The organism is Thermoanaerobaculia bacterium, from assembly GCA_035593605.1.
Taxonomy (GTDB): domain Bacteria; phylum Acidobacteriota; class Thermoanaerobaculia; order UBA2201; family DAOSWS01; genus DAOSWS01.
In genome coordinates this window covers 91,546-109,249 of record DAOSWS010000012.1, presented here as the reverse complement: position 1 = coordinate 109,249, position 17,704 = coordinate 91,546, and the positions used below count along the sequence as shown (strand labels likewise).

Below are 17,704 nucleotides of genomic sequence, written 5' to 3'. Positions count from 1 at the left end.
ACCTCAGGATACACGCCGCTTTTCTCTTTTTCCACACTTTTTGAGGGTACCTCCGATCTGGAAGATCAGGAATACAGTGAGACAGTCCATGATTGCGAATGTGATTTTAAGGAGGCCGATCTTATCAGGATGACAAAAGGTCACCAAAGCGATATATGCCGGGAGGAGCGGGGCTCGAAAGAATGGGAGGTTTCCATGTTCCGGGTATGCATGATCCGTGCACAAGTGTGAGGCAGTATTGAGATAGTCCTGTGCATCTCCGAATGATATTTTGTCGTAGCCAAATAAAAAAATTGCCAGGATCCGCAGGATGAAAGCAAATAGAAGGATGGCCAACAGGTTTCTGTTTTTCGTCATAGGACACCTTTACTATAACACTCCGATACATGTGAAAGCCTGGTGAAGAAATCCATCGCAGGGAGACATGGAAAGTAGCCTGTCCATGCACGGCTTTCGTAAGAGGATAGACCCAACGAAACGGGCGCTACCATCCTGTAACCACACTTACTTTTACATGACGCAGGAGAAACCTGGCGCCATCGGCATCGGATCCGCTTTTATTAACTGTGACTTTTCGGTCTGCCTGACCTCCTTGTCTGGATACTTTTAATCCATCTGCCGGGCAACGTCATCCGAAAAGGGTAGAGAGCCTCCTTTACTCTTTGGTTTTCCAAGAAGGATTAGCGGGGACTGCTTCATGCCCTTCAGTTAGATCAGAAACGATTGCCATTATCATCGCTAATAACTGAACACAAAAATACCCGAGGGTGGTAATGGTACGAGAAATAATCCCGTGAAAGAAAAATATTATCATTACCGACATAAATAGATTAGGAACTTCCCTGAATGTATTCGACGAATAAGGAGTTCTATGTCACAGGATGGACAACGCAACCTGTTTTTCTTTTTCAACCGTTGATTATGCTTTGGGGTCACCGCTCCGCAGTTTCCGCAATTCAATTTTTACCTCCCGTTCAGGTTCCAGGTATGCAGCGTATGATACATACAGTGGGAGCATCATTCCGGGGACAGTATACTAAATTATTCACAGCGGCACGAGTAAATTTGAGATAAACAACCCTTCATTTCAGACATCTGGCGAGTGCATCTCCCTGAAGAGTCTCTTATTATCAGCTCGTTTTTCGGATTTCGATAGTGTGGGAATTTAAAAATATGGGTCCAGATAAAGAGTCTGCTGTCCTTCGGGTCCCTTTCGCCGGGAAGTACTATTCGCTCAGAAGCAGAAAGTGGTTTGTTCGCCTTAATTTGTCGCAGAGGTCGTGAAGAAGGTTATGGAGAAGCTTCAGGGAGAGCGTATCGGTCCGATTGATTAACTCCTGAAAACGTTCCCGATTGATGGTCAGGAGTTCCAGATCGCTTTCCGCTTCTACCGATGCGGATCGGCTTCCCCGGTCGATAAGGGAGACTTCTCCGAAGGAATCACCGGGCTGGAAGCGACCCAGGAGTTTTTTCTGGCCATCCTCTTTCACCAGAAACACGATAGCCGTGCCCGTTTTTAAAACGTAGAAAGCTCCTCCCGTTTCCCCCTGCCTGATTACCGTATCTCCAGCAGAAAACTTCTTGGTATGAACGGCCTTGGCAACCTCTACGAGTTCCATATTCTCAAGGTTGTGGAAAAGAGGGAGTTTTTTAAGGACTTTAATGTCTTCCATGCGTGAAGTATACCACACAAACAGGGTGAAAGAATGGAGAAACCGTAACGGTTTCTTGATTATTCAATGGATATCCCGGCGGTTTCGAGACGTCGTTTGAGTTCCGTTCGGGTCTGTAATTTTCTTTGCAACCAGAGAGGGCCAACCATGTCATCAGAGAACCGTTCCCCGGTAAAACGGTAGATTACAGTGTCCCGCGGAAGAGGGAGGAGGGCTTCGATTAGACAGGCGGCGTAGCTTTCCGGAGTCAGGATCTTGAATGCTGGAATCCCTTCCGCACAAAGAGACTCTCCTCCCATGAGCTTGTCGCCCCGCTTGAATCCCAGCATTCGTGCGAGGGGACTCGAAGCCATCAGGTGGAAAGCATGGTATTTCACACCATGAAGGGGCAGACCCGCCAGAAGGGCGCCCAGTTTTCCCGCCGCGCCTGTTTCTTCTCCCGGGAGACCGAGAATGGCATGAGCAATGACGGGAATGCCTCTTTGTCGAACCAGGTCTGCGGCCCGGGTAAAGTCAGAAACGGAGTGTCCCCGATTCAGGAACGAAAGGGTGGCATCGGAGGCACTTTCAAGTCCCAGTTCCAGCTCAACATAGGTTTGACGGCCCAGTTCTTCAAGAAAATCGAGCCACGTATTCGACAGGCAGTCGGGACGTGTGGCCAGGCTGACTCCACGGACCCGTTCGTCCTTCAACACCTTTCGCAGAAAGGTCTCGAGATTGTCACGATCTCCGTAGGTGGTTGAAAAGGGCTGAAAATAGAGGAGAATCGAGGATCCATTATATCGATTCTCTATCTCCCTGACACCCGATTCAAATTGCCGGGTCAGGGTTGCCGTGAAGTCCAGATGGTCAGCGGCCGAACCCCGGCTGTCGCAGTACAGGCATCCTCCTGTTCCTTTTGTGCCGTCGCGGTTCGGGCAGGTGGCGCCTCCATAGAGGGGAAGGCGCTGAACCCTTTGACCAAAACGCTCACGATACCAACGGTTTACGGATCGGAATCGTATCACTATGGTATTATAATCCGCTCAATGCACAGACCCAAGGAGGTTTGGAGATGATCGAAGCACGTGACCTGACCAAGGTCTATGTGGATTCGCCCGCCGTGGATCATGTGAGTTTTTCCGTGGGTGAAGGGGACATTGTCGGGTTTTTAGGACCCAACGGTGCGGGCAAAACAACCACATTACGAATGCTAACCGGGTTTTTGCCTCCCACAGGAGGGACTGCAATCATCGGGACCCATGATGTCTGGCGCAATGGAAAGGATGCACGGCGTATCCTGGGATATCTGCCAGAGAATGTGGCTCTCTACAACGAGATGCGGGTTCATGAGTATCTTCATTTCCGATCCGATCTCGAAGGGGTCTCCGGGAAATCCTATGCGAACAATCTTGAATACGTAGTGGAGAAATGCCTGATTCAGGACGTTGTGACCAGTCCCATCGGCAGTCTTTCCAAGGGGTTCCGGCAGAGAGTCGCCCTTGCGGGCACCCTGATCCATCGGCCACAGGTTCTGATTCTGGATGAACCCACGGTGGGTCTCGATCCGGTCCAGATCATCAAGATCCGCAGCCTTATCAAAGAGTTGGGAAAAGACCACACCATCCTGCTTTCCACCCATATCCTGCCTGAAGTGGAGCTGGTTTGTAACCGCGTCATGATCATCGATCGAGGCAGGATCCTGGCGCAGGATACCCCCGAGAAGCTGAAGCGTCACCTGATCGGGAACCCGGTCCTTGGGATCACTCTGAAGAAACCGGCAGAGAAGGCGGAAGCGGTCCTCAGAGATCTTCCCAACGTAACGAAGATGACCCCGGGAATAGAGGGGGAGGAAGAGATTTCCTTCACGATTGAAGCCGCTCCCGGTCATGATCTGAGAGAAATACTCTTCTCCACCGCAGTCGATCGGGGATGGACCCTTCTCGGGCTCCGCGAGGAGTCTGTAAGCATGGAAGACATCTTCCTCCGTCTGACCACGCAGGAACCGGTCGGGGAGGAAAGGGAGGTGGAACCATGAAGGCAATGCTGGCAGTCATGCGAAAGGAGCTGTTGACCTATTTTTCCTCTCCACTCGCATACGTGATTCTTACGGCGTTTCTCTTTGTGAACGGCTACTTTTTTTCCATCATTGTGGCCTATCTTTCTCAACCCGGTGTTCCGCCTGGGGCTCCCCTGAAGGCCTTTTTTGGAGGGTCCTTCTTTTACTGGCTCTTCATTCTGCTGGTTGTATCCGCCCTGACGATGCGACTGGTTTCCGAAGAGCGAAGATCGGGCACGATTGAGTTTCTGATGACCACACCCATTTCCGACATGGAAGTTATTCTGGGAAAATATTTTGCCTCACTGCTCTATTACATCTTTCTGTGGAGTTTCACCCTGATCTACGTCATCATTATCCATACGCACACCCCCGTCGAGCTGGGGCCTGTCTTCACCGGATATCTCGGGATCATTCTTCACGGAGCCCTCTTTCTCTCTGCAGGAATCTTCGCCTCTACCTTTTCAAAAAATCAGGTGGTATCGGCCATCTGGTCCTTCGTGATTCTGATCTTTCTATTCTCGGTGGGTCTTCTGGTCAACCTGGTTCCCACACAGGCATGGCGGGATGCTGTGGAATACGTGACCCTATGGCAGCAGATGGATGATTTCAGCAAGGGAATTGTGGATTCCCGAGCCCTGGTCTACAGCATCTCTCTCACGGTGCTCTTTCTCTTTCTGTCCGCCCAGACGCTGTCGGTGAGAAAGTGGAGGTGATCCAGTGAAATCCTCAATCAAAAAAACCGGCACTTTCACGCTCACCCTTCTCTTTTCCCTTCTCCTCGTCATGATGGTCAACTATCTCTCCATACGTCATTACAAACGGTGGGACCTGACACGGGAAAAGGTCTACAGCCTCACGGACCAGAGTACAACGATCCTGAAGGAACTTTCCAGCGATGTCACCATTTATGTCCTCTTCGATCCGTTGGACCCTCTTTACGATCAGTTGAATGAGTTAATGACACGATATCGTGCAGCCTCCGACCGCATCTCTGTGGACATGCTGGATCCGGAAAAGGATCTCATTAAGGTCAAAGATGTAGCTGAAAAATATGGCATCAATCAGCAGAACCTCCTGGTTATCACTTCAGGAGACCGGAAAAAATTTGTTTATAAAAACGACCTGGCTGAGATGGATTACAGCGGTATGCAATATGGGCAGCCACCGACCGTGAAGGCGTTTCAGGGTGAGGAAGCCGTCACATCCGCGATCCTGTCAGTAACCGATGTGAATCAAGTCACGGTTGCCTTCCTTGCTGGACATGGAGAGAAGGGTATTGAAGATTATACGGGTGCGGGACTCTCTTCCCTCAAGGACCAGTTGGAAAAGGAAAATTACCTCACAAAAACGATCGCCTTGCTGGGACAGGACAAAGTCGAGGACGACGTGGATGTCCTGGTCATCGCGGGCCCGCGAACACGAATGCTGGATCCCGAGATGGAATTGATCCGTTCTTTCCTCGCGAGGGGAGGACGTCTTCTTGTCCTTGCCGATCCCGTTTTTCCCCAGAGAGGGGACGATCTGGTTCCCCTGGGTCTCGAGCCCTTGCTTCTCGAGTACGGAGTAAAGCTTCTTTCCAGTGTTGTTCTCGATACCGGCCGCATGTTGCCCTTCGTCGGGCCGGAAGCGATTTATGTGGACTCGTACCGATCTCATCCGATAACGGATAAGATGCAGAAAATTCCTTGCATCTTTCCTGTCATGCGTGCCATTCAGACGGTCACGCCATCTCAGAACGTAGACGTTTCTGTTCTTATGACGACGACAGACCAGGGGTGGGGTGAAACCAATATCGGTGACCTGTTAAAGACTGGGCAGGCCGAACAGGATAAAAATGACGATCCAGGTCCCATCACCCTGGGGGTCGCCATATCGCCCACGAAGAATACGGAACAGACGCCAGGCATGGAAGAAGAATCGAAGGACGTGGCTGAAGCTCCGGAATCTCCGGATGTCCGTATTGTGGTGATCGGGGACTCTGACTTTATGTCGAACGATCAGGTTCCCAACCTTGGAAACATCAACTTTGCCGTCAACACGATTCACTGGTTGTCGGAGCGGGAATCCCTGATATCCATTCCTTCCAAACGACCGGAGCAGGCGCACATCCAGATCAGCCGGTCCCAGATCCGTACCATCGTACTGATCGTGGTACTGGCGCTTCCTCTTCTGGGGATCATTATCGGTGTCGTTGTCTGGCGATCCAGGAGGAAGTAAATGCGAATCCGAACCCTGTTGATTCTGGGATTCCTTACCGTCGCACTCTTTCTCTTTATCATGCTGTATGAGAGTAAAACACAGACTACGGATGAACGCAGGGAAGCGGAAAAGAAGGTTTTTACCCTGGATGTCGAATCGATCACGGGTCTGGAAGTGACCCGAGGCACAGGATCATACGCTCTGGAGAAGAAAGATGGCGAATGGAGGATTACGACACCGATCGAAGCTCCCGCAGATCCTTCTGCAGTGCAGGGCATTCTTTCGAGTCTTCAAAATCTTTCCAAAAAGCGGGATCTTCCGGATGCGGCTGACTCGGATTATGGTCTGGAGAATCCTGCGCTCAGCCTGAAAATCAGGATGGGGGATCGCTCCCTCGTTGTAGATGTTGGTGCTCGAATCCCCGCTTCCATCAACTACGCGATCAAGATCCAGGATCAAAAAGGCGTCACGATCGTTCCTAACAGCCTTTACCTGGCTCTGGAAAAATCCGTTAATGATTTTCGGAGAAGAACCGTCTTTGCCTTTGATGCTGCACGCGTTGCCGGTTTGAATGTCAAACGGAAAAATGACGTATTGAGATTTGAGAAGAAAAATTCCGCCTGGTATTTGAAGGCACCTTTTGAAGATCGTGCGGCACGGACAAAGGTCAATGATCTGATCTACGCGATTCTCGGCCTGAAAGCGGAAGAATTCATCGATGCTCCGGATGAATCCAGGCTCCATGAACTGGGGCTTGATTCTCCCCGGTATCAGATCGATATGGTCAATGAGGACGGGAGTCCGGTCGTCTCCTTTTCTGTTGATCGGGCCAGGGAAGACCTGAATCAGAGGTTCTGTATCCTGTACGGCAGAAACGCATATTACTGCAATGATAAGGTCTGGGAAACCTTTGCAGCAGACGCAAAGGACTTCGTCGATCCAAAACTCCTTGTTTTTGAACGCTGGTCCCTTACAGGCATGACATTCCACTCCCCGGAAGAGACCCTTGCGCTGAGTAAGGATCCTGAAACCTACACCTGGATGATAAAGGGGAAACCAATTGAACCCCAGAATTCCGTGGATTCCATTGTGGATGCACTTGCCGGCCTGGAGGACGGGGGCAGGGCAGGGGAGGACGCAGGGCGGGAGATGGCTTCGACACTGATTTTGGATTGGAATGGCGGTTCCACTTCAGTCAGCCGGGTGAAGGCAGACGGAAGGAGTGATGCCGTTCTTATGAAGGTGGATGATCGCCCGGGTCTCCGGAAAGTGAATCGATCAGATTGGAAGGGAATAGAGGATTCACTCCGCGGGTTGAAAATGTCGGAAGCGTCTTCCGAATCACCTCCGAAGTAAGGAGCTTATCGTGCCGTCCGTTAAAGATTACTTTATCGCCACACGACCATGGTCCTTTCCCATGTCAGTCATTTCCGTCACGGTGGGAACGCTTGTTGCTGCCTCTCACGGCCCCATGCACTGGGTGGCTTTCGGCCTCGTCGTTCTGGGGATTGTGGCTTTTCACGCGGCCACCAATGTCCTCAACGACTACTTTGATACATGCTACGCGGTAGATCAACCGGATTCACCGACCGCACGCTATCGACCCCATCCAATTCTTGCAAAACTGCTCACGCCCGGGCAACTGCTGACTGAGGCCATGGTCCTGTACGGTGTCACGATTGCGATCGGAGTATTCCTTGCGGTGACCTTTTCCATCCTGGTTCTGTGGGTGGGGCTTATCGGTTTTCTTGCCAGCGTTTTTTATACTGCGGGGCCCGTGAAGTACAAATACAAAGCCTTTGGCGAATTGTCCGTTGCCTTCATGTGGGGCCCCCTCATGGTGGAGGGCGCCTACGCTGTTCAGAGAAATGTATTTTCACTGGAGGCTTTCTACCTTTCGATTCCCTTCGGAGCCCTCGTCGCTCTGGTTCTCCTCGCCAACAATACGCGGGACATTGCCTATGATGCCCGCCAGGGAATTACGACAATCAGCATCCTTCTGGGAGAAAAGGGGAGCCTGGTTCTCTATACGGGACTCATTGCGGCCGCCTATCTTTCCATGGTTCTTATGGTTCTTCTAAACCTTGTTTCCCCCTGGAGCCTTCTTGTCCTCTTATCCCTTCCCAAAGCTGTAAGCCTTCTGAGATCATTTGCCAGGAAGGTTCCGGAGGCTGCCGATGCGATCACTGCACAACTTGATACTGCATTTGGAGTCCTGCTCATCGGAGGCTTAATCCTCCAGACAGTCGTTCCCATATGATAACGGGAGGAGTTATCCTGGCGGCTCTGGCCTGGTTCTTTTCCTTTGCATTGGAGTGGGGGAACTTCTGGTACAAAATCTGCGGTTCTGTTTGTCTGGTTGTTGCGTACTCCTTAATATTTCAGAGGCCACGTTTCAGATTTCGATGGAAATCTCTATGGCTGGGGCTTGGTTCAGCTGCACTCCTCTACGGAATCTTCTGGCTTGGCCATCAGATCGCTCCTCTTCTTATTCCGGGTGCAAAGGGGCATGTCGGGGGAATCTATGACATGGGAACGGGGACGCCACCCTACCTCATCTTTATGCTCCTTCTTCTGATTACCGGACCCGGGGAGGAAATTTTCTGGAGAAGCTTTCTCCAGGATCGCCTTATGGATCGATGGGGTAAGCCTGCCGGATTTATCGCCGCCACTCTTTTATACGGCAGTGTTCACATTGTCGCACTGAATCCCATGCTCTTTCTTGCAGCACTGGTGGCAGGAGCCTTCTGGGGGGCCATCTATGCCTGGAACCGTGATCTCATGCTTGTGACCGTATCCCACGCGATCTGGTCCGCCGTCATTTTTGGTATCTTTCCCATTCGATAACACTCTGAACCATCTCCCCTTGACAAGAAAGCGGGAGACCCCCATTGTAAAAGCAGAGGTTTCCTGTCATGATTTCCCTGCAATGGGGGTGGCTCTCCATGGATTATGATGCTGTCGTCAGCCGTGCTCGAATATCGGGAATCAGGGTTGAACCCGGAGTCTCCAAGGGTGATCTGATCCGGTATATTCAGCTGAAGGACGGGCACGAGCCGTGTTTCGGACATCCGGAAGGGCCTGAATGCAGCCGTGATTCGTGCGTATGGTACAGTGACTGCATGCATGAATCAGAAAGGACGATATGGGAAAAATCCTTCTTGTAGAAGACGAAATGTGGCAGGGAAAACTATGTTCCCAGGAACTTCGGGAATCCGGATACGAGGTGGACTGGGTAACATCCGGCGAGGACGCTCTGGCTACTTCCGCAGACAATACCTATGACCTTGTCATCCTTGATATCTATCTACCGGGAATGGATGGTCTGGAAACGATGGGACGAATTCTCTCCAAGGACCGCACGGTACCTGTGATTCTTTATACCGCTTATTCGACATATCAGGATAATTTTCTCAGCTGGGCCGCGGATGCTTATGTGGTGAAGTCCGCCGATCTCACGGAGCTTAAGGATACGATTCGTCGGGTTCTTGGAGACGGCCGAGATCGACCCCGCGCTTCAAAACCTTCACACCCTTCGCCGTAACGTAAAAGTGGGGTGGTCCAGAAGAAGGATCCGGACCGATCGATGTCCCATCGGGGACGCGGCTGTATTTGTCCGCTATCACGCCCATTACATGACAGTTGGATCCTATCTCGACACCATCAAAGAGAATGGAATTTTCAACGACGGTATTTTTCCCGATTGTAACGCCGGGACTCAGGATCGAACGGGAAAGAGTGCATCCGGTTAACGTGCATCCCGGTGAGACAAGGGAGCGATCAATCCGTGCGTCATTCATGTGAGCCGGTGCGGAGGGTTGAAAATAGGTGTGAGCGGGCCATTCGGAGTTATGCAGTCGAAAACCTGTACCATCCAGCATGTCCATGCTGACATCGTAGTAACTGTCCACCGTTCCCACATCCATCCAGAAGGGGGGATCATCGGGACATCCTTCCGGAAAGGGAAACGAATAGATGGCATGGTGCTTCACAGCGTTGGGAAAAATGTTTTTTCCAAAATCGTGAGAAGAATCTTTGTTTCTTGCATCTTCGGAAACGAGATGGGCTAATACCGACGTGTCCGCCAGGTACACCCCCATATTTACCATGGCTTTTGTCGGATCCCCCGGGATGGGAGGCGGATTGGAGGGTTTTTCATGAAAGGCTATGATTCTTCCATCGTCATCGATTTCCACACATCCAAATCGTTTGGCCTCCTCGATAGCAACGGGGAAGGTGACGATGGATATTTCTGCAACGCGAAGAAGGTGAAAGGTCATGAGCTTTCGGTAGTCCATGCGGTAGATATGATCCCCGGACAGGATCAACACCCGAGCGGGTTTGTCACGCTGGAGACCGTATAGATTTTGAAAGATCGCATCGGCTGTTCCCTGGTACCATTGCTCACCAAAACGCATCTGGGGAGGAAGAGGAAGGATGAACTCACCCATCTGTGTGTTGAAAAAATTCCATCCTGAACTCAAATGACGCTGGAGAGATTCGGACCGGTATTGCGTCAGAAGGTATATCCTTCTGAGATCCGAGCGTGTGCAGTTGGTCAAGGTGAAATCGATCAGGCGATAGATTCCGCCAAAGGGAACGGAGGGCTTGCTTCTCGACAGGGTCAGCGGGGAGAGCCGTTCCCCAACGCCACCGGAGAGGATATATGTGACCGTATCCATGCTCATTGTTCCCCCCTTGGTATTTCTAGAATAAAGGTCGTTCCTTCCTGTTCCACATCGTCAAGCCAGATCTGGCCTCCATGGTCCGTGACCACCCGGGCTGACAGGGCAAGACCAATTCCTGTCCCTGTCGTCTTGGTTGTGAAATAGGGTTGAAAAACCCGGTCCCTCACATGGGAAGGTATCCCTGACCCGGAATCACTAAATGTAATCCGGACCCGATCTCCTTCCACTGCATGGGTTGAAATGGTAATGGTTCCACCCTCAGGCATGGCTGCATAGGCATTCGCGAAGAGGTTCAAAAAGACCTCCTGGATCTGCACAGCGTCCCACATCACCGTAATGGGTTCAGAATCGGGATAAAAGGCTACCGACACCTTCCTGGATTCACTTTCCGGACTCATGAGACGGATAATGCTCGAAAGAAATTGTGTGAGATCCAGCTTTTCACGGCTAATCTCGGGCTTATAGGAAAGGAGAAGGTAATTTTTCAGCAACCTTTCCAGGCCCAGAAGGGTCTGCTGCATTGCATCGATATCGGAAGTGTCCTCCCTGCCGCATACCCGCTTATGGTTTTTCAGAATCAGGCCAAGCGTGACGATGGGGTTCCGGATTTCATGGGCGACGGCTGCCGTAACTTCACCCAGGGCTGACATGCGTTCGGCGGCGACAAGTTTTTGCTGACTGGTCTGAAGTTCCGTCAGGGCCCGTTCACGTTCCTGGTAGAGAGTACTGTTGGACATGGCTGCCCCGGCCTCAAGAGAGATTACCTCCAAAAATTCAAGGGTGTCCGCTGTGAAATTGGACCCGGTAAATCGATTGTCGGCAAAGAAGACCCCATGGGAAATGCCATGGAAGTGGAGGGCGCCCGCGACCGCCCTGGGGGATTCAAACAGACTCAGGACGGGATTGGGTGGCTGGATGATTTCCAGAGCCGATCCTTCACGGTAGATTCGTACAAGAGGATTCTCCATGTCGTTCAGATCGAATACTTGATTCCGTATCCATTGAATCAGAATGTCATTGTCTTCATGGGCACGAGGAAATCGTTCCAGGATAGCTTCAAGGGAAAGGTTCATGGCTGTAACTTCTCCCCAGATTCTTCCGGCTTCCTGCGCGTCGCGGGGGCCTACGGCCAGGTGCCCGCGGAGAAATTTTTCTTCGGGATCAGGCAAAAAGAGAAAGGCCCGGTTGAAACCGAGGCCTTCTCCAGCCGTGATTCCAAGGAGAACAATCGAGAGTATCTCGTCCAGGGTGAGAGTCGAATGAATATACCGGTTGATAGTCAGCAGGGTCTTAAAATATTCAATCCGCCTGAAAAGTTCCGTTTCTTCAGTCATGGTGTAGAGGTAATAGTCGCTGTTAATGGGGGATGCCTGGACCCTTGGTACGACCCCGGCCACACCGTGTCTCAGGTCATGAAAGGAGGTCCCGTGATGATGGATGGGACAGAGAAAATCAGGGCAGGGTGCTTCATGTTGAAGGAAAAATTCGTGACACCGTCGTCCAACCGGTTCGCCTCTCTCCAGAAAGAGTTCCCGTAGTCTTGACGAGACCCATATGATTTCACGGTCCGATTTTCGAATGATCGCCAGCCCGATGGGGATCGCCTCGAGGATTTCAAGGGCAAGTTCCCTGTTCACACTGGGATTATCCCATGGGATGAACAGTCGGTCAATGGAACCAGGGGTCAGACAGCAATGATGACGGGGGTTCCTTCGGACACGCGATCGAACAGATCGATGATGTCTTTATTTTTCATGCGAATACAGCCGTGGGAACAGGGTTGCCCTACGAGAATTTCCTGCGGCGTTCCGTGAATGTAAATATATCGCTTCATCGTGTCAATGTCGGGTCCGCGGTTGATTCCTGGCTCCAGACCTTCCAGCCATAGAATCCTTGAAGTTATGCGGTCTTCCTCAATATCCGCCTTATCCGGATCCGTTACCGGGGGTGCACATTCCCCCGTTGGAATCCTCCCCTTGAAAACGGTTCCTGAAGGGGCATCGTGGCCAATCTTTTTGCAAATCCGGTGGAGTCCCAGGGGAGTCTGAAATGAATCGACTTTGCTTCCGGTACCTTTTCGAGCGGTAGATACGGGATAGGAAACTTCCGCCTGCCTGGATGAATCAAGCAGCCAGAGTCTCTGCTCTGTCACACTTACGGCCACAAGGAGACCTTCGAGAAGATAAGGATGAAGGCGGCTCAGGCGATCCATTGAATCCAGAATCGATACCGCTAACGTGAAAGCCACAACGGTATGGTACTCTCGCACAGCACAGGGGTCAACCACATTTGGCTCCATGGCACCACAGGTTCGATTCTGATATGATGCCTCCATGGCCAGGAAGAAATATGAATTAAAACGTTCAGATCTTGCATGGAAATGCTCGAAAGACACCTTTCCGCACAAGACAACAGAAGAAATTGAATCTACCCTGAATATTGTCGGGCAGGAGCGGGCCGTGCGTGCGATCACGCTGGGGCTGGGAATCGACCATGATGGGTACAACATATTCGTTACGGGCCTGTCGGGCACCGGACGGATGACAACCATCCGTTCCATGGTATCCACCATCGCTTCCAAGGAACCCAATCCCGGGGACTGGGTGTATGTCTTCAACTTTGAAGATCAGGATCAGCCCCTGGCCCTCCATCTCGATCAGGGAAAGGGAAAACGTCTTCAGGATGAGATGTCTTCTCTGATTCGTTCCCTGAGAAGCGCGTTGCCGAGCCTGTTCACTTCTGAACCCTATCAACAGGCCAAAGCAAGGCTTGCAGAACGGTATCGCAAAATGGAAAAAGATGCCGTTACTGAGTACGAAAAACGAATATCCGAAAAGGGTTTTTCACTGGTTCAGATTCAGATGGGACCGGTTTCCAAACCCGACCTCCTTCCGGTAATCGATGGGAAGCCAGTCCCCGCGGGGGAATTGGATGACCTTCTCAAACAGGGAGCGATTACCAGAGAAAAGATGGAGGAATTGCAAAAGGAATATTCCGAGCTGATCGAAGAGATGGGAGGAGTGTACCAGCATATCAAAACAATCCAGGCGGAATTTCAGGATAAGCTTATCAAGCTGCAGCAGAATTTTGTTCTTCCCACAATCAAAGAACTTCTCTCAGAGATGAGAGCCGTTTTTGAGGGGGAGAGGGTCAGCAAATATCTGAATGATGTCCAGGAAGACATACTCTCGAATCTGGATCTTTTTGTTGAGGAAGAGAAAGAAAAAGAAAAGGAATTGATCAATTCGATTAAGGACCCCTTTCTTCGCTACCGGGTCAATGTGGTGGTGGACAATTCGAAGTCCAGGGGACGTCCGATCGTGATGGAGACTCACCCCTCTTACCAGAACCTCTTTGGTACGATTGAACGGGTTGCACTGGGGAAAAATCAGTACCATACCGATTTTACCCATATCAGTGCAGGTTCACTTCTCCAGGCCAATGGTGGATACCTGGTCCTCAATTTCATGGATTTGATTTCAGAGCCTGGAGGAGTCTGGACCACTCTCATGAGGATGCTCAGGCATGCCACCCTGACCATTTCTCCCGTGGACACCTTTTCCCTGATCAATCCCATTGCCATGAAGCCTGAACCGATTCCCCTCAAAGTGAAGGTGATCCTTATTGGTGAGAAATGGGCTTACACCATGGCTTACCAATGGGATGAAGATTTTAAAAAGATTTTCAAAATTCTTGCTGAATTTGACCGCGAAATGACGATGAATTCGGAAAATACCGCCGGCTTCATTCACCTGATGCGAAAAATTATTGACGAAGAGGAGCTTCTTCACTTTTCCCAGAGCGGCGTCTTTGCTCTGATGGAGTACGCCTCAAGGGAAGCGGGACGAAGAGACAGGCTTTCTACGAGATTCGATCATCTTGCCGATATCATGCGAGAAGCCAATTACTGGGCCAGGCAGAGTCGATCCAAGAATATTACGGATCGGCATGTTCGGCAGGCTGTATCTTCGCGTGATGACCGTCATCGTCACGTGGAAGATAAGATCCATGAGAATTTTATGGACGAGATCCTCATGGTGTCCGTCACGGGAAAAGCTACGGGCCAGATCAATGGTCTCACCGTCTATGATCTGGGCTACCACCGTTTCGGAGCGCCTGCCAAACTGACGGCACAGGTGTCGCTGGGACAGGAGGGGATTGTCAATATCGAGCGGGAATCCGATATGGCGGGAAATGTTTTTACCAAAGGCACCATGATTATTACCGGGTATCTCCGGGGTGTCTTTACCCGACATAAACCCCTGTCCATGCATGCATCCCTCTGTTTTGAGCAGTCTTATGGCGGTATTGATGGAGACAGTGCTTCCATGGCCGAAACCTGCGTTCTCCTCTCTGCCATTGCCGATATTCCCCTGCGCCAGGATCTTGCCATCACCGGCTCGATGAACCAGATGGGAGTTGCCCAGCCGATCGGCGGTGTGAACGAAAAGATCGAGGGCTTCTTTCGGGTCTGCAAGCAAAAGGGACTTTCCGGGACCCAGGGTGTGATCATTCCGGAGTCCAATGTCCGGGACCTTGTACTGTCCCAGGAGGTTCTGGAAAGCCTGGATGAGGGAACCTTTCACATCTATGCCGTAGATCACGTGACGCAGGCCGCGGAGATCCTTACCGGTATGCGGGTGGGTACTCCAGACCGGGACGGACGTTACCCCCGCTCCACTCTCTATGCCCGGGTGAACGATGCCCTTCAGAAGATGGCCCGGGAATACAAAGATTTCAAATAAGCTTGCACCATGACCTTTCTTAATGATCTTCGGACCCTTATTCTTCTGAAAACCCCCGTCATTGCGATTGAGACAACAGAAGAAGAGCGCTTTCTCTCCATACTGGAACAGATGCTTCGACAGTGGCCTCTTTTCACCTGGAGTGCCTCCCGGGGACTGGTCATCGAGGGTAAGGCTATCGATGGAACGGAAGATCCGCTGGCGGCCATGAATCACATCCGAGAGCAGAAAGCGCCCCTTGCCTTAGTGATGTATGACGTCGATCCCTACCTCTCGGACAGGAACCCGGCCTTTTTACGGGCTGTCAAGGAATTTTCAATGATGAGGCGCGGAAAGGATTCATTTCTTTTTCTGGTATCCAGTTACCTTTCCCTGCCTGAAGTCCTGAAGAGAGATGTTCAGTCTCTGATTCTTCCTCCACCTGACGCCTCCTTTCTCCGCAAAAAGCTGGAACCCTTCCTGAATGAGATTCAGCTGCCTTCCGACCCGGATTTGCTTGACCATGGCGCGGCGCTGCTACAGGGACTGACCGAACGTGAAGTTGATTTTGCCCTATCCCATGCTCGCCGAACTCTGACAAAGGTGACACCGGGAGACCTGCTCGATGTGTTGATGATGGAAAAGATCACACTGGTGCGTGCAGGCGGAGTCGTGGAACCGATCCCCGTAAAGGCCGGTGTTGCACAAATCGGAGGGCTGGATAACCTCAAGGAATGGCTCAGAATGAGGGAACGATTCATCCGTTCCTACCTGAGGGGCGAATCTACCATTATGCCCAGGGGTCTGCTTCTGATGGGAATTTCGGGATGCGGAAAGAGCCTCAGCGTGAAAGCCATTGCTGACATCTGGAAATTGCCTCTCTTTAAACTTGACATGAATCTTGTCTTTTCCGAAAGACACGGGAATGCCGAGCGAGTTTTCCATGAGGCGCTACGGTTCATGGAGTCCGTGGCCCCCGCCGTTCTCTGGCTGGACGAAATCGAAATGGGAATTTCCGCCCAGGCCGATACCTCTACCTCTGCACGGGTGTTCGCTCACTTTCTGACATGGATGCAGGAGAGAAAGGAACTGGTTTTTGTAGCAGCGACGGCAAATCGGATCGATCTGCTCCCCGCGGAACTTATCCGCCGCGGCCGTTTTGACCAGGTCTTTTTTGTGGATCTTCCTTCCGACGAAGAGCGCAAGGAAATCTTTCAGGTCCATCTCCTGAGACGCGGGCTCGATATTGCCAAATTTGATTTTATAACGTTGTCCCAGGCGACGAAAAACTTTTCCGGCGCCGAGGTTGAACAGTGCGTGGTTTCAGCCCTTGCCGCATCCATCGCGGAAGGAAGGGAAATGACTCAGGATGATCTGTACTGGGAAATCCATCACATCATCCCCCTGGCCACCACGATGGATGATCAGATTAAATCTATACGGTCCTGGGCCCGGAAACGAGCCGTCAACGCATCCAGGGGGAGCTGAGAGGAAAGGACCACACCTGGTCCTTTGCGTGTACAATATTACTGTGATGGAATTCCATTCAGGAGGCGGCCATGTTTAATAAGATCCGTTTTATCCTTTGCACAGGTTTCATGATCTCATTGTTGTCTGTCCCGGTTCAGGCTGAAACCCAGGATTGCTTTTCTTCCTGGACACGCCCGGTCGTATGCGGGGTGAAAATGGCCTATTCCGTTGAGGGAGGGGAATGGAAGTCCGTCTATCCGGGATCGAGAATCGAAGTCTCCATGGGGAAGGAAGTTGCCATAGAATTTCGAGCGATCGATCAGCGCGGATATGACTTTCCGGAAGATCGTTTTACTGTTCAGATCGAACGAGGATGGTCCTTTGATGATTACTTTCAGCTTGTGGAGATTGCCACGAACCGGGTGACCCTGCAATCCAAAGGACGAAAAGGAAAGGTGTCCGTTACCTTCTGGATGCCCGGCAACCTGAATTTTGAGTGGGACTTAGATTTTGACATCCGGGGTTTGCAGGAGTTTTCGGCCAAACAATCTGAATATATCGTCACATGCCTTTACCGGGCCATATTGGAGCGGGACCCCGATTCCTCCGGTTTTACACCGGCGGTAATGGAGGTCCAGCGAGGCAGGCTGGAGGAACAGGTGAAATCGATGTTTAAGAGTGGCGAATTCAATTCTCGAATCAGGGGAAAGAGTGCAACAAAGCTGCTTGATACCATTTATGTGGGGCTGTTGAACCGGAAGCCGGATTCGGCCGGCGTCCGTGATTACCTGTCGAAAATTGAAAAGAGAAAATATGCCGATGTCGTAATAAAGATCATCCAGTCGGAGGAATTCCAGACCCGGCTGCTAAAAATTCATTGACGGAATCCCCCGGGTCGTCTCAAGCGTG

The 17,704-nt window shown here is 51.3% G+C and carries 15 protein-coding genes; 10 read left to right on the top strand and 5 right to left on the bottom strand.

The window, feature by feature from the left end; all coding sequences use genetic code 11:
• Window positions 1–1,226: 1,226 nt before the first annotated feature.
• Together PLD04_07880 and PLD04_07875 are read right to left on the bottom strand one after the other, a co-directional pair.
• Window positions 1,227–1,673, bottom strand: a complete 447-nt coding sequence (locus PLD04_07880) for a cyclic nucleotide-binding domain-containing protein (GenBank protein ID HXK68253.1) — start codon at window positions 1,671–1,673, stop codon at window positions 1,227–1,229.
• A 59-nt stretch (window positions 1,674–1,732) separates the two neighbouring features.
• The gene (locus tag PLD04_07875) at window positions 1,733–2,680 is read right to left on the bottom strand and encodes a TIGR01212 family radical SAM protein (protein ID HXK68252.1); all 948 of its coding nucleotides are present in this window, start codon (window positions 2,678–2,680) and stop codon (window positions 1,733–1,735) included.
• 47 nt (window positions 2,681–2,727) lie between these two features.
• Here PLD04_07875 and PLD04_07870 point away from each other — a divergent pair, with 47 nt between their 5' ends.
• The 7 genes from PLD04_07870 to PLD04_07840 all read left to right on the top strand — a co-directional run bounded on the left by PLD04_07870 (window position 2,728) and on the right by PLD04_07840 (window position 9,457).
• The gene (locus tag PLD04_07870) at window positions 2,728–3,690 is read left to right on the top strand and encodes an ATP-binding cassette domain-containing protein (GenBank protein ID HXK68251.1); all 963 of its coding nucleotides are present in this window, start codon (window positions 2,728–2,730) and stop codon (window positions 3,688–3,690) included.
• Window positions 3,687–4,427 (top strand): ABC transporter permease subunit, encoded by a 741-nt coding sequence (locus PLD04_07865; protein ID HXK68250.1) that lies wholly within the window; start codon window positions 3,687–3,689, stop codon window positions 4,425–4,427. Before PLD04_07870 ends, PLD04_07865 begins: the two co-directional genes overlap by 4 nt.
• A 4-nt stretch (window positions 4,428–4,431) precedes the next feature.
• Window positions 4,432–5,931 carry a Gldg family protein gene (locus PLD04_07860; protein ID HXK68249.1) on the top strand — a complete coding sequence of 500 codons (1,500 nt, stop codon included), beginning with the start codon at window positions 4,432–4,434 and terminating at the stop codon, window positions 5,929–5,931.
• Window positions 5,932–7,269 (top strand): DUF4340 domain-containing protein, encoded by a 1,338-nt coding sequence (locus PLD04_07855; protein HXK68248.1) that lies wholly within the window; start codon window positions 5,932–5,934, stop codon window positions 7,267–7,269.
• Between the two features lie 10 nt (window positions 7,270–7,279).
• A complete protein-coding gene (locus PLD04_07850) occupies window positions 7,280–8,173 on the top strand; it encodes a prenyltransferase (protein HXK68247.1) in 894 nt (297 codons plus the stop codon).
• Window positions 8,170–8,760: a type II CAAX endopeptidase family protein gene (locus PLD04_07845; protein ID HXK68246.1), complete on the top strand. Its 591-nt coding sequence runs from the start codon at window positions 8,170–8,172 to the stop codon at window positions 8,758–8,760. The genes PLD04_07850 and PLD04_07845 overlap by 4 nt, the downstream gene beginning before the upstream one ends.
• A gap of 298 nt (window positions 8,761–9,058) precedes the next feature.
• Complete coding sequence (locus tag PLD04_07840) at window positions 9,059–9,457, top strand: response regulator (protein HXK68245.1); 399 nt, start codon at window positions 9,059–9,061, stop codon at window positions 9,455–9,457.
• On the opposite strand, the gene PLD04_07835 is transcribed toward PLD04_07840, so the two are convergent.
• The 3 genes from PLD04_07835 to PLD04_07825 are packed head-to-tail and all read right to left on the bottom strand — an operon-like array spanning window position 9,378 to window position 12,849.
• Complete coding sequence (locus tag PLD04_07835; protein HXK68244.1) at window positions 9,378–10,595, bottom strand: sugar phosphate nucleotidyltransferase; 1,218 nt, start codon at window positions 10,593–10,595, stop codon at window positions 9,378–9,380. The two genes, PLD04_07840 and PLD04_07835, sit on opposite strands and share 80 nt — an antisense overlap.
• A gap of 2 nt (window positions 10,596–10,597) precedes the next feature.
• Window positions 10,598–12,238 carry an ATP-binding protein gene (locus PLD04_07830; protein ID HXK68243.1) on the bottom strand — a complete coding sequence of 547 codons (1,641 nt, stop codon included), beginning with the start codon at window positions 12,236–12,238 and terminating at the stop codon, window positions 10,598–10,600.
• 47 nt (window positions 12,239–12,285) lie between these two features.
• The gene (locus tag PLD04_07825; GenBank protein HXK68242.1) at window positions 12,286–12,849 is read right to left on the bottom strand and encodes a L,D-transpeptidase; all 564 of its coding nucleotides are present in this window, start codon (window positions 12,847–12,849) and stop codon (window positions 12,286–12,288) included.
• A gap of 85 nt (window positions 12,850–12,934) precedes the next feature.
• Between PLD04_07825 and PLD04_07820 the strand changes: the two genes are divergently transcribed.
• From PLD04_07820 to PLD04_07810, 3 genes are all read left to right on the top strand, one after another.
• Entirely contained in the window at window positions 12,935–15,346 is a 2,412-nt protein-coding gene (locus PLD04_07820; GenBank protein ID HXK68241.1) for an ATP-binding protein, read from the top strand.
• Window positions 15,347–15,355: 9 nt separating this feature from the next.
• On the top strand, window positions 15,356–16,813 hold the full coding sequence (locus PLD04_07815; protein HXK68240.1) for an AAA family ATPase: 1,458 nt from the start codon (window positions 15,356–15,358) through the stop codon (window positions 16,811–16,813).
• Window positions 16,814–16,884: 71 nt separating this feature from the next.
• A complete protein-coding gene (locus tag PLD04_07810; protein ID HXK68239.1) occupies window positions 16,885–17,676 on the top strand; it encodes a DUF4214 domain-containing protein in 792 nt (263 codons plus the stop codon).
• Window positions 17,677–17,704: the final 28 nt, after the last annotated feature.

What these genes read in the sequence shown, in the direction of transcription:
- PLD04_07865 (HXK68250.1), top strand. Translation starts at nt 3,687, where the DNA reads ATGAAGGCAATGCTGGCAGTCATGCGAAAGGAGCTGTTGACCTATTTT.
- PLD04_07815 (HXK68240.1), top strand. Translation starts at nt 15,356, where the DNA reads ATGACCTTTCTTAATGATCTTCGGACCCTTATTCTTCTGAAAACCCCC.
- PLD04_07810 (HXK68239.1), top strand. Translation starts at nt 16,885, where the DNA reads ATGTTTAATAAGATCCGTTTTATCCTTTGCACAGGTTTCATGATCTCA.
- PLD04_07820 (HXK68241.1), top strand. Translation starts at nt 12,935, where the DNA reads ATGGCCAGGAAGAAATATGAATTAAAACGTTCAGATCTTGCATGGAAA.
- PLD04_07855 (HXK68248.1), top strand. Translation starts at nt 5,932, where the DNA reads ATGCGAATCCGAACCCTGTTGATTCTGGGATTCCTTACCGTCGCACTC.
- PLD04_07870 (HXK68251.1), top strand. Translation starts at nt 2,728, where the DNA reads ATGATCGAAGCACGTGACCTGACCAAGGTCTATGTGGATTCGCCCGCC.
- PLD04_07840 (HXK68245.1), top strand. Translation starts at nt 9,059, where the DNA reads ATGGGAAAAATCCTTCTTGTAGAAGACGAAATGTGGCAGGGAAAACTA.
- PLD04_07835 (HXK68244.1), bottom strand. Translation starts at nt 10,595, where the DNA reads ATGGATACGGTCACATATATCCTCTCCGGTGGCGTTGGGGAACGGCTC.
- PLD04_07845 (HXK68246.1), top strand. Translation starts at nt 8,170, where the DNA reads ATGATAACGGGAGGAGTTATCCTGGCGGCTCTGGCCTGGTTCTTTTCC.
- PLD04_07880 (HXK68253.1), bottom strand. Translation starts at nt 1,673, where the DNA reads ATGGAAGACATTAAAGTCCTTAAAAAACTCCCTCTTTTCCACAACCTT.